This window comes from Flavobacterium sp. MMLR14_040 (assembly GCF_033657265.1).
Classification (GTDB): Bacteria; Bacteroidota; Bacteroidia; order Flavobacteriales; family Flavobacteriaceae; genus Flavobacterium.
Genome location: NZ_JAWVWO010000017.1, coordinates 1 through 21,778 on the forward strand (window position 1 = coordinate 1; position 21,778 = coordinate 21,778).

17 protein-coding genes are annotated in these 21,778 nt (G+C 33.8%); 5 read left to right on the forward strand and 12 right to left on the reverse strand.

All coding sequences use genetic code 11. The features are described from left to right. On the forward strand, positions 1-290 hold a 290-nt coding region (locus SD960_RS18375; protein ID WP_318805203.1), incomplete at its 5' end, for a hypothetical protein. A 91-nt stretch (positions 291-381) separates the two neighbouring features. Here SD960_RS18375 and SD960_RS18380 read toward each other — a convergent pair. The 9 genes from SD960_RS18380 to SD960_RS18420 all read right to left on the reverse strand — a co-directional run bounded on the left by SD960_RS18380 (position 382) and on the right by SD960_RS18420 (position 11,600). Then, entirely contained in the window at positions 382-1,998 is a 1,617-nt protein-coding gene (locus SD960_RS18380) for an altronate dehydratase family protein (protein ID WP_318805204.1), read from the reverse strand. A gap of 112 nt (positions 1,999-2,110) precedes the next feature. Next, positions 2,111-3,553, reverse strand: a complete 1,443-nt coding sequence (locus SD960_RS18385) for a tagaturonate reductase (RefSeq protein ID WP_318805205.1) — start codon at positions 3,551-3,553, stop codon at positions 2,111-2,113. Positions 3,554-3,770: 217 nt separating this feature from the next. Further along, positions 3,771-4,442, reverse strand: coding sequence for a bifunctional 4-hydroxy-2-oxoglutarate aldolase/2-dehydro-3-deoxy-phosphogluconate aldolase (locus SD960_RS18390; RefSeq protein ID WP_318805206.1), 672 nt, complete (start codon positions 4,440-4,442; stop codon positions 3,771-3,773). 11 nt (positions 4,443-4,453) lie between these two features. After that, positions 4,454-5,476, reverse strand: a complete 1,023-nt coding sequence (locus tag SD960_RS18395) for a sugar kinase (RefSeq protein WP_318805207.1) — start codon at positions 5,474-5,476, stop codon at positions 4,454-4,456. A 152-nt stretch (positions 5,477-5,628) separates the two neighbouring features. Beyond that, a complete protein-coding gene (gene uxaC / locus SD960_RS18400) occupies positions 5,629-7,032 on the reverse strand; it encodes a glucuronate isomerase (RefSeq protein ID WP_318805208.1) in 1,404 nt (467 codons plus the stop codon). A 23-nt stretch (positions 7,033-7,055) separates the two neighbouring features. Further along, the gene (locus SD960_RS18405; RefSeq protein ID WP_318805209.1) at positions 7,056-7,847 is read right to left on the reverse strand and encodes a gluconate 5-dehydrogenase; all 792 of its coding nucleotides are present in this window, start codon (positions 7,845-7,847) and stop codon (positions 7,056-7,058) included. Positions 7,848-7,851: 4 nt separating this feature from the next. Further along, entirely contained in the window at positions 7,852-8,688 is an 837-nt protein-coding gene (gene kduI, locus SD960_RS18410) for a 5-dehydro-4-deoxy-D-glucuronate isomerase (RefSeq protein WP_082036969.1), read from the reverse strand. A gap of 88 nt (positions 8,689-8,776) precedes the next feature. After that, positions 8,777-10,093 carry an MFS transporter gene (locus tag SD960_RS18415; protein WP_318805211.1) on the reverse strand — a complete coding sequence of 439 codons (1,317 nt, stop codon included), beginning with the start codon at positions 10,091-10,093 and terminating at the stop codon, positions 8,777-8,779. A 61-nt stretch (positions 10,094-10,154) separates the two neighbouring features. Beyond that, positions 10,155-11,600 (reverse strand): MFS transporter, encoded by a 1,446-nt coding sequence (locus SD960_RS18420; RefSeq protein ID WP_318805212.1) that lies wholly within the window; start codon positions 11,598-11,600, stop codon positions 10,155-10,157. Positions 11,601-12,054: 454 nt separating this feature from the next. Between SD960_RS18420 and SD960_RS18425 the strand changes: the two genes are divergently transcribed. Continuing rightward, entirely contained in the window at positions 12,055-12,999 is a 945-nt protein-coding gene (locus tag SD960_RS18425) for an alpha/beta hydrolase (RefSeq protein ID WP_318805213.1), read from the forward strand. A 308-nt stretch (positions 13,000-13,307) separates the two neighbouring features. Here the strand turns inward: SD960_RS18425 and SD960_RS18430 are convergent, their stop codons facing one another. The 3 genes from SD960_RS18430 to SD960_RS18440 all read right to left on the reverse strand — a co-directional run bounded on the left by SD960_RS18430 (position 13,308) and on the right by SD960_RS18440 (position 18,462). Further along, on the reverse strand, positions 13,308-14,738 hold the full coding sequence (locus tag SD960_RS18430) for a PepSY-associated TM helix domain-containing protein (RefSeq protein WP_318805214.1): 1,431 nt from the start codon (positions 14,736-14,738) through the stop codon (positions 13,308-13,310). 77 nt (positions 14,739-14,815) lie between these two features. Then, positions 14,816-16,048: a DUF4374 domain-containing protein gene (locus SD960_RS18435; protein ID WP_318805215.1), complete on the reverse strand. Its 1,233-nt coding sequence runs from the start codon at positions 16,046-16,048 to the stop codon at positions 14,816-14,818. A 20-nt stretch (positions 16,049-16,068) separates the two neighbouring features. Then, the gene (locus tag SD960_RS18440; protein ID WP_318805216.1) at positions 16,069-18,462 is read right to left on the reverse strand and encodes a TonB-dependent receptor; all 2,394 of its coding nucleotides are present in this window, start codon (positions 18,460-18,462) and stop codon (positions 16,069-16,071) included. Positions 18,463-18,569: 107 nt separating this feature from the next. On the opposite strand from SD960_RS18440, the gene SD960_RS18445 reads away from it, so the two are divergent. The 3 genes from SD960_RS18445 (at position 18,570) to SD960_RS18455 (ending at position 21,773) form a co-directional block, all read left to right on the forward strand. After that, positions 18,570-19,601, forward strand: coding sequence for an AraC family transcriptional regulator (locus tag SD960_RS18445; protein WP_318805217.1), 1,032 nt, complete (start codon positions 18,570-18,572; stop codon positions 19,599-19,601). 939 nt (positions 19,602-20,540) lie between these two features. After that, complete coding sequence (locus SD960_RS18450; RefSeq protein ID WP_318805218.1) at positions 20,541-20,855, forward strand: hypothetical protein; 315 nt, start codon at positions 20,541-20,543, stop codon at positions 20,853-20,855. A gap of 228 nt (positions 20,856-21,083) precedes the next feature. Continuing rightward, positions 21,084-21,773, forward strand: coding sequence for a hydrolase (locus SD960_RS18455; protein ID WP_318805219.1), 690 nt, complete (start codon positions 21,084-21,086; stop codon positions 21,771-21,773). Positions 21,774-21,778: the final 5 nt, after the last annotated feature.

Below are 21,778 nucleotides of genomic sequence, written 5' to 3' on the forward strand. Positions count from 1 at the left end.
GAAATATGAGTCATGAACTCGGACGAACGAATAGTTTACCTTGGCTTCCTTTCTCAATCATAAATCTAATCAAATTTCAAAAAACAAATCTAAAGGACGAAGGAGAAATCTCCACAAGTAACTCCGCAATTATAATCGCCAATCTTTGTAGAGCTTCTCGCGGAGATTTCTCCTGCGTCGAAATGACAAACTTTACGATTACTTTGCTAAATGTAGCAGATTTTGCAAACTGCACAAATAATAAGAACAGTACTAAAATGGACTTATATAACTTATATGGTGAGATCTAAAAGCCAAAAGGCAGCCCTTTATGAGCTGCCTTTTTATTAAGTATAGTATATAATATGAACTTATATTACTTATATGGTGACAAATTTCAACCTACAAAGAAACTCCTCTTTTCCAAGGAATAAAGTCGTTTTGGTTTAAAATTGCAGCTTTGGTTTTTACAGTACCGCTAGCCACATCGATAATAAATTCAAGCATTTCGTCAGCCATTTCATCGATTGATTTTTCTCCGGTGATGATTCCACCAGTGTCAATATCGATAATGTCTGACATCTTTTTAGCCAATTCGGTGTTAGATGAAATTTTTACAACCGGTGCAATTGGATTTCCTGTTGGAGTTCCTAAACCTGTTGTAAACAATACCATATTGGCACCCGAACCAACCATCGCAGTTGTACATTCAACGTCATTTCCTGGCGTACATAACAATGTAAAACCTGCTTCATTAATATATTCTCCATAATCGTAAACCCCTACAATTGGTGAAGTACCTCCTTTTTTAGCAGCACCAGCCGATTTCATTGCATCTGTAATTAAACCGTCTTTAATGTTACCCGGAGATGGATTCATATCAAATCCTGAACCTGCATCTACAACTGTTTTTTCGTACCATTGCATTAAGTCTAAGAAACGTTTTCCGTCTTTATCATCTACACAACGGTTAACTAATTCCTGTTCTACTCCACATAATTCAGGAAATTCAGAAAGAATGGTAGTTCCTCCTAAAGCCACTAAATGATCAGATAATACTCCTAAAGTTGGGTTAGCTGAAATTCCGGAGAATCCATCAGAACCACCACACTCTAAACCAATTCTTAATTTAGACAAAGGAGCTGGCTCTCTTTTTATTTCGTTTGCTTTTTTAATGGCTTCGAAAGTATCTTTTACAACACTGCTCAACATTGCTTCAATAGTACCAATTTGCTGTTGATCGTAGATTAAAACAGGTTTTTTACTATTTGGATTAATAGCATCTAAAGCATCTTTGAAGATCTGAATTTGAAGATTCTGACATCCTAAACTCAAAACCGTAGCTCCCGCAACGTTTGGATTGTTTACATAACCAGCCAATAACTTAGCCAGACTATGCGAATCCTGACGAATTCCACCACATCCACCTTGGTGTGTGATGAATTTTACTTCGATATTATTGAATAAATTAGCATCGTTTGAAGCTGCTTCATTTCCTGCACCACCTGTTTCTGTTTTAACCAAAGAACGCAATAACAATTGATAATCGTTTTCTTTTGGTTTCATCAATTCTTTCTCGAAGATATCTTTTAGGATTTCGATGTTTCTGTTTTCACAAAAAACCAACGGAAAAAACAACCAAACATTTTCAGTTCCTACCTGTCCGTCTTCACGGTGATAGCCCTGCCACGTTCTGTCTTTCCACTTGTCTATATTTGGAGAATTCCAGCCAATAGTTTCTGTTTTACCCGTTACTTTATCACTTTCATGTTTTACATTAGCTGTAGAAAGCAATCCGCCTTTTTCGATTCTGGCACTAGCTTTTCCCACTAAAACACCATACATAATAATTCTGTCTCCTACATTAAAAGGAACCATTGCAATTTTATGCTTCATTTTCACATCAGACTCGACAGTAACATCTTGTCCTTCAAAGTTAATCACTTCTCCGGCTGCAAGATTCACTAATGCTACTGCAACATTATCTGAAGGGTTTACTTTTATTAATTTCTTTTGCATGATTGTTATTTTTTAAAGTTGCTAAGTCTCTAAGATACTAAGCTGCTAAGCTGCTAAGATCTGTTCCAAAAACTTAAGAACTTAGTATCTTAGAATCTAAAAACTATTTCAATTAATATTGTTTGCTAAAATTAGCAAAACCTTTTTCTATTCCGTTTTCTTCAATTTCATTTAAGGCCAATACTAAAGCTTTAGATAAACCTTCAATTTTACTTAAATCTTCTCCCCAGAATTCAGTGTTCGCTAATACTTTAGCTACAACTAAATCTGCAGATCCTAATTGCCATGCGTTTTTAAATGCTTCCACTATCTCTGGAGAATCTTTTACAGGTAACGTTTCGTTATTCCAGGTTCCTTTGTAGAACTGAATCAAACTCGCTAATGAAAAAGTCAAATTAACCGGCAATTTTTTATTAGTATTATAATATCCTAATAAACTAGGTAAAACTCTTACCTTGAATTTTGAGATAGAATTTAATGCAATATCAGCCAATGCATGTTTGATAAATGGATTTTTAAATCGGTCCATTACCTCTTCTGAATAGGCTGTAATTTCATTTTTGTCCATATCAAGCGTTTCACTAATTTCACTAATAACGCCGTCTACAAATTTTCCAGTGAAATCTCCGTCAACAGTTTCCATTACTAATTTGTTACCGTACAAAAGCGAAAAAGGAACCATTGCCGTGTGTGCACCGTTTAGAATACGAACTTTAATCATTTTAAAAGGGCGTATATCATCAACGATTTTTACATTCAAATCTGTTTTATGAAAAGGCAATTTTGCTTTTAAATCGTCACCACCTTCAATAGCCCAAAGGAAAAAAGGTTCTGCAGCAACAATTAAATTGTCCTGATAATCTAATTTATTATTGTATTCTTCAATTTCAGCTCTTGGATATCCCGGAACAATTCTGTCAACCAAAGTACTGTGATACGTACAAGCATCTGATACCCAAGTTTTAAATGCATCCTCTAATTTCCATAAATCAACATATTGCAAAATATATTTTTTCAGCGTTTCTGAGTTATAATCAATCAATTCGCAAGGAATGATTGTTACAGCTTTAGATGCATCTCCATTAAAATGTTTGAATCTTTCATATAGTAAAACAGTCAATTTTGCAGGAAATGAAACTGGCGGCTGCATATCCGGAGTATCGCTTTCAATGAATTCAATTCCGGCTTCAGTAGTATTTGAAACAATAAACTGAAGTTCTTCTTCTTTCGCTAAAGCTAAATAATCTGCAAATTCAGTATACGGATTTATTGCTTTTACAATATTAGTGATTAACTCAATATCTTGTATTTTTTCACCTTTTTTAATACCGTTCATAAATAAAGTATAAAGACCGTCCTGATCATTTATCATATTTACCATACCGTCTTTCAAAGGCTGAACCATTGCAATACCAGCATTAAAATCAACTTCTTTATTTAGTTTGTGAAAAGCGTAATCAACAAAAGCTCTTAAGAAATTCCCTTCTCCAAACTGGACAACCTTAATTGGATTTAATTTTTCTAATCCTGTATTTTTTCTGTTTAACTGTTTCATTTTAAATTCTTAAAGTGTTATAAATAACCACTAAATACCTTATTATTTTTATAGAAGTTTCTCTTTTAATTGTAAAAGAAACATTACACTTGTAAGAGTAAAATACAATTTGCTGTGAGGAGTGACAAGCTGTATTTAGCAAGCGTAATGCTCTATTACAAAACGTTAAAATCTAAAAAAAACTGCAATTCAAATAAGGAATCGGTATGATTACTCCTTATTTATTTTTAATATTTTTGATGATATCCAAAACCTGACTCACTTTATTTTTTAAGCCGTCAAAGTCATTTTTATCTAATATATCTTTTGAAATTAATTGTGACCCAAGACCTACACATGTTGCTCCTGCGTTCAACCATGAAGACAAACTCTCCACTGTTGGATAAACACCTCCGGTTGGCATAATATTCGTCCACGGGCAAGGTCCTTTTATCGCTTTAATAAACTCCGGTCCGTAAATATCAGCTGGAAATAATTTTACAATTTCGCAACCTAATTCTTCAGCTCTTGCAATTTCAGAAAGCGTTCCGCAACCTGGCGACCACAATACTTTACGGCGATTACAGGCAATTGCAATATCTTCTCTAAAAACCGGTGTAACAATAAAATTAGCACCTAAACTCATATACAAGGAAGCTGAAGCGGCATCAGTTACAGAACCAACTCCTAACATCATCCCTGGCAATTCAGCCAAAGCATATTTATTTAAAGCACCAAAAACTTCATGAGCAAAATCGCCTCTGCTGGTAAATTCCATTAATCTCGAACCCCCATCATAACAGGCTTTTAGTACTTTTTTACTGATTTCAATATCTGAATGAAAAAATAGCGGAACCATTCCGTTATCTTTCATTTGCTGTGCTACTTCAATTCTTGAATATTTTGCCATTTCTTTATTTTTTATCTTGATACTAATCCCGCAGAATCACCACCAAGCATGTTTTCAACTTCTTTTAACGTAACCAAATTGTAATCGCCGGCAATGGTGTGTTTTAAGCAACAAGCTGCCACTGCAAAATCCAATGCTTTTTGATTATTATTTTGATATTGTAACAATCCATAAATCAATCCGCCCATAAAAGCGTCTCCACTTCCTACTCTGTCTACAACCGGAGTTACCTCTTTTACAGCAGCGTGGTAAATGGCTTTACCGTCAAATAAAACTCCGCCTATTCTTTGATGCGATGCACTTACAGAATAACGTAATGTTGTCGCAACGGTTTTCAAATTCGGAATCAAATCAAATAACTTCGTGTATAAAACCGGAAGCGATTTTTCATCCTGATAATTTGGGTTTACTTTCGGAATTCCCATCATGAAATACGCCGTATCAATATCTCCCAAAATAACATTACTGTACTGTAACATTTCTGGCATAACATCGCTTGGCGCTTTGCCATATTGCCACAATTTTGATCTGTAATTTAAGTCGCATGAAATCTTGATTCCCATTTTGTGCGCCACTTTAATCGCTTCTAAACAAGCTTCTGCAGCGCTCTGAGAAATTGCAGGTGTAATTCCGCTCCAATGAAACCAATCAGCACCTTCCAGAACTTTTTCCCAGTCAATAAGACCTTTTTTAATAGTTGCCATTGAGCTGTGCGCACGGTCGTAAACAACGTTACTTCCCCTTGTTCCGGCACCTGTTTCCAGAAAATAGATTCCTAAACGCTCTCCTCCAAAAATGATATTTTTAGATTCAACGTTCATTTTTCGTATTTCTCTGAGCGCTGATCCGCCAATTTCGTTTTCAGGCAATCTTGTTACAAACTCTGCATTTAAGCCATAATTTGCCAAAGACACACAAACATTAAACTCACCACCTCCATAAGTAGCTCCAAATGCTGTAGATTGTGCAAAACGCAGGTGTCGCTCTGTCGAAAGACGTAACATGATTTCACCGAATGCAACTATTTTACTCATATTATTTTATTATTTTACCAAGTAAAAGGTTTTGTTTTTACCATTAAGAGATTAAGAAAATAAAGTTTTGAGATTAATCAAACGTAACATCGTATAGTATAAACTCTTTCTTCTTGCTTCTATATTCTATTCTCTATATTCTATCTTCTCAATTAAAATTTAAAATACTCTTTCGCGTTGTTGTATGAAATATCAGCAACCAGTTTTCCAATCCACTCCATATCTGCAGGAAGTTCACCTCTTTGTATTTCATCTCCTAAAAGATTACATAAAATACGTCTGAAATATTCATGTCTTGGGAAAGATAAAAAGCTTCTTGAATCTGTTAACATTCCAACAAAACAGCTAATTAATCCCATGTTTGAAAGGGCATTTAATTGCTTTGTCATTCCGTCTTTCTGATCTAAAAACCACCATCCTGAACCAAACTGAACTTTTCCTCTAACGCTTCCGTCGTTGAAATTTCCAATCATTGTAGCCATAACTTCGTTATCAGCCGGATTTAGATTATAAATAATTGTTTTTGTCAATTTATCTTTGCTGTCAAGTGCATTTAAAAACGAAGACAGTTTTTGTGCCTGTGGATAATCTCCAATAGAATCCCAACCTGTATCAGGTCCTAAAATTCTGTGCATACGCGCATTATTGTTTCTTAAAGCACCTAAGTGAAATTGCTGAACCCAGCCAAATTCATGATAAGTTTCAGATAAAAACAATAAAATAGCACTTTGGAATTTCAAAGCTTCCTCAGGAGTTATCGTTTGGTTTTCTCTTTTCTTTTTGAAAATGGAGTTTATTTCGCTTTCTGTAAAGTTTTCAAAATAAATCTGATCTAAACCGTGATCGCTTAATTTACAGCCATTTTGATTAAAGAATTCGATTCTTTTTCTTAATGCAGCGCATAAATCTGTGTAGGTATTAATCGCAATTCCGGATACGTCCCCCAACGTATCCAGATATGCGTTATAGCCATCATTTGAAATAAGGATAGCTTTATCGGGTCTGAACGCTGTACTCATTTTTGTTCCAATTGGGTTTTTAGCCAGTTTCTGGTGAAACTCTAAAGTATCAATTGGATCTTCGGTAGTACAAACTAATTCAGCGTTTACTTTTTTAAGCAAGTTTTGTGTGCTGTATGCTTGAGAATTTATTTTTTCTGAAGTTTCGATATAAATTTTCTCTGCTGATTTTTCATTCAGTAAATCATAAATATCAAAATAACGTGCCAATTCTAAATGTGTCCAGTGATACAAAGGATTACGCATCGTGTACGGAACGGTTTTCCCCCAGTTTAAGAATTTATCCTTATCAGAACTATTTCCGGTAACAAACTGTTCGTTGATTCCTAATGTACGCATTGCACGCCATTTGTAGTGATCTCCGTTGATCCAAACCTGCGTAATGTTGTCAAAGATTTTATCTTCGGTAATAAACTGCGGATTTAAGTGATTGTGGTAATCTATAATTGGCTGATTTTTTGAGTAATTGTGATATAACTCTTCAGCATATTTATTTTCAAGTAAAAAATTATCGTTTATGAAAGTCTTAGCACTCATGTCTTTTTAATTATAATTGAGAATTATTCTTCGTTTGATGGTTTACCAATTGTGGCTAAAATTCCGCCATCAACAAATAAAATATGACCGTTTACAAAATCACTTGCTTTAGAAGATAAAAATATCGCAGCTCCTGCTAAATCACTCGGATCTCCCCATTTTGCAGCCGGAGTTCTGCTAATGATAAAATCGTTAAACGGATGTCCATCAACTCTGATCGGTTTTGTTTGTTCGGTCGCAAAATAACCAGGTCCAATTCCGTTGATCTGAACATTGTATTTTGCCCATTCTGTCGCCATATTTTTAGTCAGCATTTTTAAACCGCCTTTTGCAGCAGCATAAGCACCAACTGTGTTACGACCCAATTCGCTCATCATCGAACAAATGTTGATGATCTTTCCTTGTCTTCTTTCGATCATTCCTTTGGCAACATGTTTGGAAACGATAAAAGGAGAAACCAAATCAATATCAATTACTTCTTTAAAATCGGCAACTTCCATATCGATAAGCGGAATTCTTTTGATGATTCCAGCATTGTTTATCAAAATATCTATTGGTCCAACTTCACTTTCAATTTTAGCTACGGCAGTTTTAACTTCTTGTTCTTCGGTTACATTAAATTTATAACCAACCGCATTAATTCCTTCGCTTTTAAGTTCAGCAACAGCATCATCAATTTTTTGTTGAGATGAATTTCCGTTTACTACAATTGTAGCGCCGGCCTGTCCTAAACCTTTTGCCATTGCCATTCCCAGTCCGTGTGTACTTCCTGTAATAAGGGCAACTTTTCCTTTTATATCAAATAAGTTTGTCATATTCTTATCTTAAATCAGTGATTTTACAAACATCCATATCTCCGTAATCTAAATTTTCACCGGCCATTCCCCAAATAAAAGTATAATTTGAAGTTCCTGAACCTGAGTGAATTGACCAAGGCGGAGAAATTACTGCCTGATGATTGTTCATCCAGATATGTCTTGTTTCCTGAGGTTGTCCCATGAAATGACAAACCGCCTGATTTTCCGGAATATCCAAATAGAAATACACTTCCATTCTACGATCGTGTACGTGCGCTGGCATGGTGTTCCAAACGCTTCCAGGTCTTAGCTCTGTCATTCCCATTTGCAATTGGCAGGTTGTTACAACACTACCGATAATCATTTGGTTTACAGTACGGTGATTTGCCGTTTCCATTGTTCCTAGCTGCAATTTATTGGCTTGTTCCAAACTTACTTTTACAGTTGGATATGTTGTGTGTGCCGGAGCAGAATTAATATAAAATTTAGCCGGATTTTTGCTGTCATCACTTTTAAAGATCACTTCTTTATTTCCGCTTCCAATGTATAATGCATCTTTAAAACCTAATTCATAAGATGTTCCGTCAACCAAAACAGAACCGCTTCCGCCAACATTGATAATTCCCATTTCTCTTCTTTCCAGAAAATATCCAGCTTTAAGCGGATCGATCGTTTCAAGAGTCAAATCTTTTACAGGAACTGCAGAACCTGCAATATAACGGTCGTAATGAGAGTACGTTAAAACAATTTCATTCTCCTGCATTAAATCATCAATTAAGAATTCATTTCTCAATTGTTGTGTATCATATTGTTTAACAGCTTCTGGGCTTGACGCGTATCTTGAACTATATTTTGTCATAATTTTTATTTTAATGTAATCGATTGCACAAAATTATATTTTTATCTTCAAATATCATAATACAAATGAAAAATTATTTGTGTTGATTTTACACTTCTACTTTCTTCATCCTCGGAACTAAAATATGCATGATCAGCCACGCCAGTAAATAAGAGGCTCCGCAGATGCAAAACATAATAAAATATCCCGTTTCTATTTTTCCAAGTTTGGTATAATAAACAAACATATTTTTTTGAATCACTAAAGTTAATAAAATTCCTCCAAGCGCTCCGAACATTCCTCCAATTCCTGTTACTGAGGCAGTTGTCTTTTTAGGAAACATATCTGATACTGTAGTGAAGATATTAGCGCTCCAGGCCTGATGTGCAGAAACAGCCAAACCAATAACTAAAATAGCCAGCCAGATACTTATTGATCCCAGATATTGAGAAAACAATACAGGCAACACTGCAAAGGCATAAAGCAGCATACTTGTTTTTCGTGCTTTATAAGCCGGCCAGCCTTTATTTATTAATTTTAATGGCAGCCATCCGCCTCCAATACTTCCGATACTTCCAATAACGTAAACTAAAGCGCAAGGCCAGATAATTCCTGTTGCAGAAAGTTTATATTCTTTCATTAAGAAATCGGGCAACCAGAATAAGTAAAACCACCATACCGGATCTGTCAATAATTTTCCGATGGCAAAAGCCCAGGTTTGGCGAAAACTTAGTAATTTAAACCATGATACCTTTTCTGTATCTTCGACCTCAGTTGTAATTACTTTATCTGAATTGATATATTCTAATTCGGCCTGAGATAAACGTTTTTGTTTTTCGGGAATTTCATAAAAAACAAACCACAATATCAACCAGACAAAACCCACAATTCCGGTTAAAATAAAAGCCCATTGCCAACCATAATTTTCTGCTACAAAAGGCACAGTCAACGGTACAATGATGGCTCCAATGTTACTTCCGGAGTTGAAAATTCCAGTAGCTAAAGCTCTTTCTTTCTGTGGAAACCATTCTGCTGTAGCTTTAATCGCTGCAGGAAAATTTCCTGCTTCTGTGATTCCTAAAAATACACGAGCAATTAAAAACCCGCCTGTTCCAGTTGCTAATGCATGACCAATTGCGGCCAAACTCCATAAACCTGTTGCTATAGCGTAACCAATTTTAGTTCCTAATTTATCTATAATTCCACCCGCTACCAGCATTCCTAGAGCATAGGCAATTTTAAACGCTAATTCAATATTCGAGTAATCTATAACTTCCTGTTCCGGTGTCCAATGAAAAGCCTCAGCTAAAAAAGGTCGAAGGTAACTAATTACATTTCTGTCTAAATAATTTACGGTTGTAGCAAAAAACACTAAACTACATATTGTCCAGCGGTATTTTCCAATCGCCTGATTAGCTTCATTCATAGGTTTTGGTTGGTTAGGTTAGTTGGTTATTCTATAGCATATAATTTTAAAAAATTGTAATTTAAAGATTTTTAATAGGGCTGTATTTAGGAACTAATGTTTTCATTACGATCCAACCAATTAGGTAACAAACGGCGCAGATAGAGAAAATGATAAAATATCCGGCTTCAATTCCTTTAAAGCCCATAAAAACCATTTCTGTTTCTTTTGCGTGATCAAATAAAAGTCCTGATCCTTTATTAATTAAAGTTGAACCTAAGCCTCCTGCTAAACCACCGATTCCGGTAATAGTTGCAATTGCTTTTTTAGGAAACATATCTCCAACAGTAGTAAAAATATTAGCCGACCATGATTGGTGTGCTGCTCCTGCGATACCAATGATAATAACCGGAATCCAGTAACTGATATATCCTAATGGCTGCGCAATTAATGCTAATAATGGAAAAAATGCAAAAATCAACATCGCTCTCATTCTTCCTTCGTACGGATTCATTCCTTTTTTCTCTACGAAATAAGTTGGCAGCCAGCCTCCAATAATCGAAAGCAACGTAATCATATAAAGCACAAACAAAGGCAAAGCAGCTTGTGTAGAATCCATTCCGTAAACAGAACTTAAATAAGCCGGTGTCCAGAATAAAAAGAACCACCAAACACCGTCTGTCATGAATTTACCAAAGGCAAAAGCCCAGGTTTGTTTGTATTTAAAACAATCTACAAAGGATACCTTTGTTGTAGTTTCAGGAATGTAACCTACAATTTTAGCATCCGCAATATCATCTTGTTGTATATATTCTAATTCTTCGGCGCTAACTCTTGGGTGTCTCTCTGGTTTATCATACATAAAAACCCAAAATCCCATCCAAACAAAACCAAGTGCTCCAATAATAATAAAAGCCATTTCCCAACCAAATGATTTTGCTATAAACGGAATCGAAATTGGCGCTGCCAAAGCTCCAACGGTTGCTCCAGCATTGAAAATACTGGTAGAAAATGCTCTGTCTTTTTTAGGAAAATATTCAGCAGTTGTTTTGATAGCGGCAGGAAAATTTCCGGCTTCACCAATTGCCAGAATAAAACGGGCAAAAATAAATAAGCTTACACTTACGTTGATGACCATTCCGGTGTCGTTAACATTTTTAATGATTTCTTTAGCACCTTCAAAACCTACAAACCAGTTTCCGGTTATGATTCCTGAAGTTGCAATTCCGCAAAATGCATGCAAACACGCACCTACAGACCAAATTCCGATAGCCCAAAGAAATCCTTTTTTAGTATCTAACCAATCCACAAATCTTCCTGCAAACAAAAGAGAAACTGCATAAAAAATAGAAAATAGCGCTGTGATATTCCCGTAATCGTTGTTTGTCCAGTGAAATTCAGGAGCTATAAAATCACTCCATGTTAAAGAAAGTACCTGTCTGTCAAGGTAATTGATAGTTGTTGCAAAAAACAATAGTGCACAAATACTCCAGCGATACTTTCCGGTGTTTTTTTTGATTTGATTCATAATAATGTAATGGTTAGGCTAGTAATGTTTATAAATTTAAAATTTTTAATCTCACAAATAGAGTTTTGGCTAAGTATTGATCCTGAACCATATAACTTCGCTCTGTGCAACAAAATTTCAAATAATGTAATCGATTGCACAAATATAGTTCTTAATCTTAATATTCCAAATAAATTATATAAAAAATTATTTTGATGGTATAAATAAACATTTCATATAAAAAAAGGAACCCAAATTTACACATTAAATAATATATTTGTTAAAACTGTAGATGTGAAATTCATCCGATTTACGTGTCAAAATAGTACTAAAATCGGCACTTCAAAATCAATTTATAACAACTATTCTTATCGAAAGCGAAATAATACTTTTTAAGGATTCTTAAACACTTTTAATCAATAAAAAAATATAAATTTGAATAACACCTTATAATAATCTATTAAAACTTTATACATTGAAAAAATTAACAGCCTTTATCGTAAAAAACTCCTTTTTAAGCCTGATTTTTATTTTAGGGATAACCAATTTGTCACAAGCGCAAAACCAGATTATCCCGCTTTGGAAAGTGATTCCGCAAGAAATTAAAGCACCTGATTATAAGGAAAAAGAAGATATTAAAGATGGAAAAGTACAAAGCACAAGTCAGGTTTCTATCCCTACTTTAAGTGTTTTTTTACCAAAAGGAATCAAACAAAATCAAACGGCTGTAGTTATTTTTCCTGGCGGAGGATATACACATCTGGCCATTGATAAGGAAGGAACTAAAGTGGCTGAATGGTTTAACTCTCAGGGAATTGTTGCTTTTGTTTTAAAATACAGATTGCCTAATAATTTAATTATGACGAATAAAACTGTTGGTCCATTGCAGGATGCGCAGGAAGCTATTCGAATTGTAAGACTAAATGCTGCGGTATGGAATATTGACCCTAATAAAATTGGTGTAATGGGATTTTCTGCCGGAGGACATTTGGCTTCAACTTTATCAACGCATTATGATGACAGGGTTTATGAAACCAGTTCAAAAATAAGTGCCCGTCCCGATTTTTCACTTCTGATTTATCCGGTAATTTCTATGGAAAATGATATTACACACAAAGGATCCCAAATTAGTTTATTAGGCGAAAACGCTTCACAACAGGATATTGATTCCTTTTCTAATGAAAAAAAGGTTACCGCACAAACTCCACCTGCTTTTTTAATACATGCTACGGATGATGGTGCTGTTTTGCCTGAAAATAGCATTAATTATTATTTGGCACTTAAAAAAAATGGAGTTACAGCCGAGTTACATTTATATGAAAAAGGAGGTCACGGTTTTGGTTTAGGCGTAAATGATACAAGCAAATTCTGGACAAAAGCTTGTGAAGAATGGCTTAAAAGTAATGGGTATAAGAATTAAAAATTAAAAACGCATTTTTGTCGAGAAACGAGGGATCTCCACAAGTAGCTCGATAAAGATTAGCAATTTACTTTTGCGATTATATATTCTGTCTTTTTTTTTCAAGCAGATTTGGCAGACTTAGCAGATTTTTTTTGATTTTTAACTGGATTTAAATCTTTTAATCCTATAATCTGTGGCAAAACATTTATACTCAAAATAAACCCATTACGTACATTTTTGGGTAAATACAAAAAGGCAAAACTCATAAAGTTTTGCCTTTTTTAATCAAAAAAAAAAAGAAATTAAAAAACAATTTAATTATTATTCTAAGCAGTTAATTCTTTTTCTGCTCTATTTTTTAGTTTAGAAACCGGAATTTCTTTAGTAGCAACTTTAGGTTTTGCGGGTGATTTTTTACCGAATTTCTGTTTTCCCCACCAGATTATAAAACCCGTGATAGGTAAACTTGCTGAGATTAAACTGGCGAAAAAAGCCAAAAATTTTCCTGTAAGACCAAGTACGCTTCCAACGTGAATATCATAATTCATTCTGCGAATTTTATCCGGTATATTGGCCTCTACATATTTTCCTGAAAAAGGCGTTTTTATAGATATTTCCTTTAAAGTTTGCTGATCAAAACTATAACGATCCATATTATAGAAAGTATTTTTTTGTTTGTATACAAAAGCTCCAATGGCATCTGCAGGTTTATCCGGAACAGTTACTAAAATTCCGGCCGCCTGAGGATTTTGTTTGGAAAGATTTAATAACACTTTATCAACTGTCGTAATATTAAAAGCTTTCACAATCGTTGTATCAGATTTTGGAGATTCACGGTTTTCTGTTAATGGCTTTCCTCCGGATGTTACCCAATATAAGGATTTACTCCACCAGCCAAAACTCCACACTAAACCCGTCATCGAAATAAACAAAAGAAAAATCATGCTATAAAAACCCAATACATTATGTAAATCATAATTTAAGCGTTTGAAAGTAGCCGAAAACTTGATTTTAAAACTTTTATCTCTTATGGATTTAATCCATTTTGTAGGCCACCACAAAACGATACCTGAAATCAATAAAAACACAAAAATCAAAACCGCGACACCTACAATTGGTCGGCCAATATCGTATGGCAGCCACAAAGCACGATGTCCGTTCAGTATAAATCTAAAGAAATCAGGAGATTCACTTCTTGAAACAGATTTAATATTTAATACTTCTCCTGTGTAAGGATTCATATAAACACTGGTAAAAATACCGCCTCTTCTTCTTTTTGATTTCTCTTCTTTACCTTTTTCCTTGTCTTTTCCTCTTACTTTGTTTTTTTCTTTACCTTCTTGGTTGTCGTTTTTAGCAACATCGTTTGGGTTTCTTCCCTTACCTTCTCCTTTTTTATGTTCTGCTTTTCCGTCTCTGCCTTTACCTTCTTTTTTCTCAGTAAAATAACCCACTATAGCGGCATCTTCCTTTCCTCCAAAAGTTACGCTTGTGGCATGTTTGCCTTTCATTGTTTTATCTGCAATTGTTACCAGTTGCGAGGGCAATAAAAAAGCTTGTTCTTGTGGTTTTACAAATCTCCAGTCTTCGATAAAATCCTTGATTTCATTTTCAAAAACATAAATACAACCTGTAAGGCTGACAATAACTACGATAATTCCAGACGCTAATCCGAGCCACAAATGCAGCCAGGCCATAACGCGCTTAAAAAGCGATTTTTTACTTTTTTTCTTATTTGGTTTTGAAGAAGAAAACATATTTTAATACGTATAATTAAGGTAAATAAAAAAAAAGCCGCAAACCTTTACAGGAAAGGTTCACGGCTTAAAAAAAATTAATATTTTAATTTTTGAATAGCAGTAATTTGTCCGCCTTCTACTTTCATACCTCTTGTAGCAACCGCAGTTGTACCGTTGATTGTATAGATCCAGTTTCCTTCAGGAGTATTGATACCAATAATGGCAGAGTTACCATCTTCTGTAGTGATATTATAACGGCTTGTTGCAGATGTTAATGTTGCAGGCGCATTGGTTACCCATGTAAAAGTTTGGTTGTAAACATCGGCTACAGCCAATTTAACAGCTCCGTTATTTTTACCTGCATTTCCGTACATCAACAATAAAAATTTACCTTTTGAAATATAACTTGTAGAAGAAATTTTATATCCTCCTGATTTTTCTTCAACATTAAAGAAATAAGACTGATCAAACTCTGTAGTTCCTTTTTTGATTTTTACAATTGCAGATGGTTTTGTAGATACTAAAACGGCGTTACTAGTAGCAATTGCACCAGAGAAACCGTAAGCATCCCCATTTTCATCCTGAAATAATCCGTTTGTAAAATAAGCTCCCAAATAACTTGTACGGTTATCTTTGATTACTTTTTCTAATTTAAGTTCAGGATAGTTGTAAACCGCAACCCATGTACTATCAGGATTTACAGTTCCAAAGTTATCCACTCCGTCACCTTTGATACTCATGTATGGCATAAATACTTTATCGCCCACTTGGGTTGCCCATGTAAAGAAAGCTCTTTCTCCGTTTCCGGCAAGGATTTTAGTATCTTGTTGTGCCTGACCTGTGATAATTGATTGTTCAGCATCAATTTTGTACATCATTGCAATAGATGCAGCTCCGCTTCTTGGAACCTTAACTGTTAAAATATCTTTGTTTACCGCTGCAAAAACGTGAACAGTTTCTGCCTGAAAATCAGATTTTTTAACTAATTTTCCTTCTGCACTCAAGTTGTAAGTTGTTACAGCTCCAGGATTTCCTTGTCCATATAATAAACTAAAAAAGTTGTTTTGAGCTGTAATGTAGTAACGGTAAGATCCGTCTTGTTCGATTCCGTTACCAATTGTACTTATTGATCCTGTTGAAACATCATCTGTAGTTAACAAATAATCAGCGATACCTACAGCTCCTGTAGTTGCAGTAATGATATATTTTGTTTTACCGGTGTCAACTCCACCTCCGTTTTCAGATCCTGTATTTTCATCGCTGCTGCAAGAGAATGCAGTAAAAGCTATTAAAGCTGAGAATAAAGCTAATTTGCTACCTTTTTTCATGTTATTATGGTTTTTAAAATTTATTTATTTGATTTATTAAAGAAGTATCTGAATTTTATATAAAAAGCGCGACTTGGTTTTTGCAGTGAAAAATTGTCATAAAGCTTATTGTCAAATGCATTTTTACATTCAAGAGCAATATTATATTTTCCGTTTGCCAGTGTATATACTACATTAAAATCGTGGTTGTATTGCGCTGGAATATCTAACTTATCTTCTTTGGTTCCCATACTTGGCCATGACAAATAATATGTATGAACATATAGAAAGTTATATCCAACAGATAAATTATTACCTTTCTTAAATAAGTCATTAAAAAATACTGTTGCATCGTAGTTACCAAACATATATGGAATGTTAGGGATTCTGTCTTTATAGAAATAGGAGACGTACTCTTGTTCCGGCTCATATTTCGTCATGTTTCGTAAATTCTGATACGTCATATTTACACCAGTTGTAAATTTATTGCGGTATGAGTATCTAATCTCTCCGTCAACACCGTAGTTTGTCATTTTACCAAGGTTAACAGAGTAGCTGTCAACCTGATTTGTAAACAAGGTATTTCGAATAAAATCCTTCGCATTACGATACATAAAATTCACATCAAATGTTAATGCATTCGCCTTATTAAAACTGGCCTGATAACTTAAACCTAAATTATAGTTGTAACTGGCTTCTGGCTTTAAATCGATATTTGAAGCAACATTATCGTTCGGACTTCCAAAAAGTTCTCGCGAAGACGGAAGTCTGTAACTTTTCTCAAAGGAGCCTTTTATCTGTAAATTTTGTCTTAAATAATAACTGCTTGCAAGACCGTAACCAAGTGTAGAAGTATGATCTTCATATCTTTGATAAGCAATATCACCCGTATTGCCGCTCGGATTATAACTTCTTGAGTAGTTGGTATGTAAATTATAATCTTTTAAAAATAAAGAAGTACTCCATTTTTCATTATAATCGAATTTATACCCCGCGCCTAAAATGTTTTTTTGTGTTTTTCTGGGCTGCTGATAAGCCACAGATTCTGGAACTAACTCATCTTCTTGTTTACGATCAAAAGTTGTAAACGTGTTATTTAGCATAAAAGAATGTCTTTCGCTTAATGTGTATGTTGCATTTGCAGTTACGATACCATTATTATCACGAAGCTTCATTAAAGTTCTGCTTTTCTCTCCTCCGTTACCGGGATATGTTATTGATTCTCCAAACCAGTTATATTTTATGAAAGTCGTGTCAACCGTTTGTTCTTCCCCAAAATTATAATTTCCGTTTACATTCAAATTCAAACCTTTTGTAAATAGATCTTTTACCTGATATTTTATTGTTGGCATTAAAATATTACCCTGAGAATATCGGCTTCCAAAAACTGCTTTCATTCTTGCTCCTGTCTGAATATCGGCCTTGTTTTGTCCGCCTGTAAAACCAATTAATAATTTATCAGCATATTTTTTTCCTGTTACACCAATATTTACAATTACTGTTTCGTTATGGTACGTATCGTGAAATCTTCTTACTCGTGCATTTGGAAAATATTTACCGGTATTTAAGTCTGCTGCTTCAACATTTACCCAGTAATTATTATCAGAATAATTCTGGAAAGCATTGATTTCAGTAGTAAATCCGCTTTTTGCCGTATATCCTGCATTTATGGCACTTTTATGTGTATTAAATGATCCAAAAGAATACGAAGCGTCTATATAAGTTCTTGGCTTAGAGTTCGTCACAATATTTACAGCACCACCCAAAGCATCTCCGCCAAGCCAAATAGGTACTACACCTTTATAAACTTCAACGCGATCGGCAAGATTGATGGGAATATTATTCAACTGAAAAGAAGAACCAAAATTATCCATCGGAATTCCATCAATAAAAACTTTAATTTGATTACCCGAAAAACCATTAATAGAAAGCTCTGACTGAGAACCTACTCCGCCCTGCTCACGAACGCGTACTCCTGAAACACGGTCTAATGCGTGTGATAAATCCAATGTAGTATTATGCAGTTTTTTAGCATCTATCGCCGTAACACTATATGCTTGTTTATTTACTTTGTCTGTTGCTGTTCGTCCCAGCACTGTAACACTTTCTAATTCCTGTAATTCACTTTCTAATTGAACCTGAAAATTAATGTCACTATTTAAAACTTCAATATGCTTTTTATAGTTCGAAAAACCAATTGCGGTAATTTTTAAAGTATATTTTCCCGGCTTAACATTCTTGAAAGTAAAGTTTCCATTTTCATCAGAAATCATGCTTAAGTCAGTTTTTTCTATAAAAATTGTCGCATACGGAATTGTCTGCCCAGAATTTTCTTTGACCTGTCCGGTGATCGAAACTCCTTGGTTTTGCTGGGAAAATGATAATAACGAAAAGAGAAAAATTATACTTGAGAATAAAAATTTGTAAGTTGTCATGTGTTTAATTAGACTAATTATAAATAACTTTGCCGCAAAAGTACTCTCAACTACTCCAAAAAAGTTAGGGAAAAACGGATTATTATTTTGTAAAAACGGATTATATTTTGAAAATCAAATCGACATTATCAGCCTACGAAAAACCAATTTTAAAAATTGAAATAAAAGAACATTATGACCCAAAAAGTCATTTATCTGAAGAAAATATTCAAATAGAAAACGGAGATTTAGAAAATATAAAAAGTACCATTTTAGCGACAGACGGAATGGTTTTAATTGATACTCAGATGTATTTTGAGAAACCTCAAACAGAAGTATTTGAAATTAGCGACGAGTGTATCGTGATGGATTTTATAAATTGCAATAACATTGAAACTGATATTGAGCAGCTGGAAAATGAAAAATATCTTAAAGATAACACACACAATATTTTCTATACCACAAAATTTAAAGGCACTTTTAAAATTCCCGCTTTCGAACAAACGAATTACTTATGTATTATTTTAACAAAAGACTTCTATTATAATATTATAAATGAAGATTGGGAACTACACAAAAAATTTTCAAAAAACATTCTTCTTAAAAAATCCACTTATTTAACTTCAAAATATATTCCGTTTACTGCGAGCATTCAATGGATTATACACGAAATTAAAAGCTGTACACGTCAGGGAGCTTTAAAGAAAATGTATATTGAAACCAAAATTAAAGAATTGCTAATTCATCAGCTCGAAGCGATTATTGAACAGCCGTTAATTAGCGAAAATGTAAATGAAGACGAATACGCTAAACTACAGGAAGCCAAGCTAATTATTGAAAAAGATTGCGCCCATGCTCCTACACTAACAGAACTTTCCAGAATGATTTCGTTAAACGAATTCAAGCTAAAAAAGGGTTTTAAAGCTTGTTTTGGAACTACTGTGAAGAGTTATATCATCAAACTCAGAATGGAAAACGCAAAGGAATTATTTAAAAGTAAGGGCTTGACTGTAAGCGAAGTGGCCTATAAATGTGGTTATAAAGATGTTTCACATTTTTCGGCTGCTTTTAAAAGTTTTTATGGCTTTTCTCCACAAAAAATAAAAATTAACTGGGATATTATCAACTTCTGGATTACCGGAATTCTTTTATTAGGTTAAATAAAAAAGGGTTTTCAAATTAGCTAACGTGTAGCCAATCTAAAAACCCTATAAAAATTAGACAGTATTGTATTTATTTTCAAAATGATACAACGACCACGATCAATGATTTGTCAAATTTTGTTTTAACTAAACTTGTTTTTTTCCAAAAAACCTGTAATATAAAAGCAAGAGATATCAAAAGTCAAAAACTCCCGTATCCTTACTTTCAAAGCGCAAAACTACAAGCTACTTTTTAAAATAGCTTACGGTTTTCCACATTCTAACATTATTTAAAAAGAAAGTTACTAAGTCGCTAAGGTTCTAAGATGCTAAGCTCTTCTTTATTAATATTCTACATTTTTCATTCTTAAGAAATCAGCAATTAAAAATTTTAATTTTTTTTCTTGTCCTGGATTAAGTCATCAAGATCTCTCTCACTTATACATTTGTAAAAGAATTTGTAGTTCTTAGAAAGTCGAAAGTTTCATTCCTAAAAAAGCAATTAAAAGCAAAGAATTAGTTCTTGTCCTAGGTTAAGTTATCACCTTCTTTTTAACTGCTACATTTGTCAAATAAATTAATAAGTTCTTAGAAAAATTGATGATTCTTAATTCTTAAAAAAGACAATTAAAAACAAAAATTTAGTTCTTGTCCTAGGTTAAGTTATCACCTTCTTTTTAACTGCTACATTTGTCAAATAAATTAATAGTTCTTAGAAAAATTGATGATTCTTAATTCTTAAAAAAGACAATTAAAAACAAAAAATTAGTTCTTGTCCTAGGTTAAGTTATCACCTTCTTTTTAACCGCTACATTTGTCAAATAAATTGGTAGTTCTTAGAAAAATTGATAACCTTAATTCTTAAAAAAACAATTAAATAAAAATTTAAGTTCTTGTTCTAGATTAAGTTATCACAATCTTTTTAACTGCTACATTTGTAAAATAAATTACTGAATCATGAAAATATTAGAATTTTTAATACTCGGAAAAAACGAAGAAATCTTACCAATTTTACTTCGACTTGTAAACGCAAATGAGAATTGGAATGGAGTAAGTTTCAACGATGAAGTAATTGCTCAAAAACATTTTCTAAACAACAAAATCGATATTGTTCTGTTGAGTTCCGGAATCGAAGATCATATCGAAAAAGAGTTTACTTCTTTTTGTTTAAAACATCAGCCAGAAGTAGAAGTAATTGAACATTTTGGTGGCGGAAGCGGCTTATTAAAGTCCGAAATACAACACCGATTATATCTTAAAGGAAAAATTTAGGTACCAGAGATTTCCTTTTTAAAATTCACTAAAAGCTTTAAATATCGTATTCACGAATATCCAATGTTAAATTGACGATATATCGTTAAAATCTTTATTGCCTTTTTTGAAAAACCTTTTAAAATCAACGCTTTAAAAATAAGGCATTCCATTTGAATGCAAGACGTTGAAAATCAAATGCAAAATAATTTAAAAAAAACCATTTATCAACAACAAAATTTAATTATCATGAAAAAATTAATCTTAACAGCAGCTTTATTATTTGTAACTTTTATAGGTTTCGCACAAAAACCAAGTCCGGCATTACTAGATCCAACAAACCATACATTGGTACTTATTGATTATGAAAGCCAAATGGCATTTGCAGTAAGCAGCATTCCAATTGATCAGCTTAGAAACAACACCGCTTTAGTTGCAGGAGCTTCAAAAATCTTCAAAGTTCCAACAATTGTTACAACCGTGGCCGAAAAATCATTCAGCGGACCAGTTTTTAAAGAAATCGAAGAATTTTATCCACAAAAAACTTCAAACTACATTGATCGTACTTCAATGAATACATGGGAAGATGTTCCTGCTCACAAAGCAATTACTGAAAAAGGTAAAAAGAAAATCGTTTTTGGAGGATTATGGACAAGTGTTTGTATCGTAGGACCAACATTATCAGCGATAAACGAAGGTTATGATGTGTATGTTATTACAGATGCAAGTGGAGATGTTTCTAAAGAAGCTCACGAAATGGCTGTAACCCGCATGGTTCAGGCAGGTGCTCACCCAATAACTTCATTACAATATTTATTAGAATTACAACGTGACTGGGCACGTCAGGGAACTTATGTAGCCGTAACAGACCTTGTTAAAAAATACGGTGGTGCATACGGTGTAGGTGTACAATACGCTCACGAAATGCTAAAACACTAATTAAA

Coding starts and splice junctions, on each gene's coding strand:
- SD960_RS18380 (WP_318805204.1), bottom strand. CDS start 1,998: ATGCAAAAGAAATTAATAAAAGTAAACCCTTCAGATAATGTTGCAGTA.
- SD960_RS18385 (WP_318805205.1), bottom strand. CDS start 3,553: ATGAAACAGTTAAACAGAAAAAATACAGGATTAGAAAAATTAAATCCA.
- SD960_RS18390 (WP_318805206.1), bottom strand. CDS start 4,442: ATGGCAAAATATTCAAGAATTGAAGTAGCACAGCAAATGAAAGATAAC.
- SD960_RS18395 (WP_318805207.1), bottom strand. CDS start 5,476: ATGAGTAAAATAGTTGCATTCGGTGAAATCATGTTACGTCTTTCGACA.
- uxaC (WP_318805208.1), bottom strand. CDS start 7,032: ATGAGTGCTAAGACTTTCATAAACGATAATTTTTTACTTGAAAATAAA.
- SD960_RS18405 (WP_318805209.1), bottom strand. CDS start 7,847: ATGACAAACTTATTTGATATAAAAGGAAAAGTTGCCCTTATTACAGGA.
- kduI (WP_082036969.1), bottom strand. CDS start 8,688: ATGACAAAATATAGTTCAAGATACGCGTCAAGCCCAGAAGCTGTTAAA.
- SD960_RS18415 (WP_318805211.1), bottom strand. CDS start 10,093: ATGAATGAAGCTAATCAGGCGATTGGAAAATACCGCTGGACAATATGT.
- SD960_RS18420 (WP_318805212.1), bottom strand. CDS start 11,600: ATGAATCAAATCAAAAAAAACACCGGAAAGTATCGCTGGAGTATTTGT.
- SD960_RS18430 (WP_318805214.1), bottom strand. CDS start 14,738: ATGTTTTCTTCTTCAAAACCAAATAAGAAAAAAAGTAAAAAATCGCTT.
- SD960_RS18435 (WP_318805215.1), bottom strand. CDS start 16,048: ATGAAAAAAGGTAGCAAATTAGCTTTATTCTCAGCTTTAATAGCTTTT.
- SD960_RS18440 (WP_318805216.1), bottom strand. CDS start 18,462: ATGACAACTTACAAATTTTTATTCTCAAGTATAATTTTTCTCTTTTCG.
- SD960_RS18450 (WP_318805218.1), top strand. CDS start 20,541: ATGAAAATATTAGAATTTTTAATACTCGGAAAAAACGAAGAAATCTTA.
- SD960_RS18455 (WP_318805219.1), top strand. CDS start 21,084: ATGAAAAAATTAATCTTAACAGCAGCTTTATTATTTGTAACTTTTATA.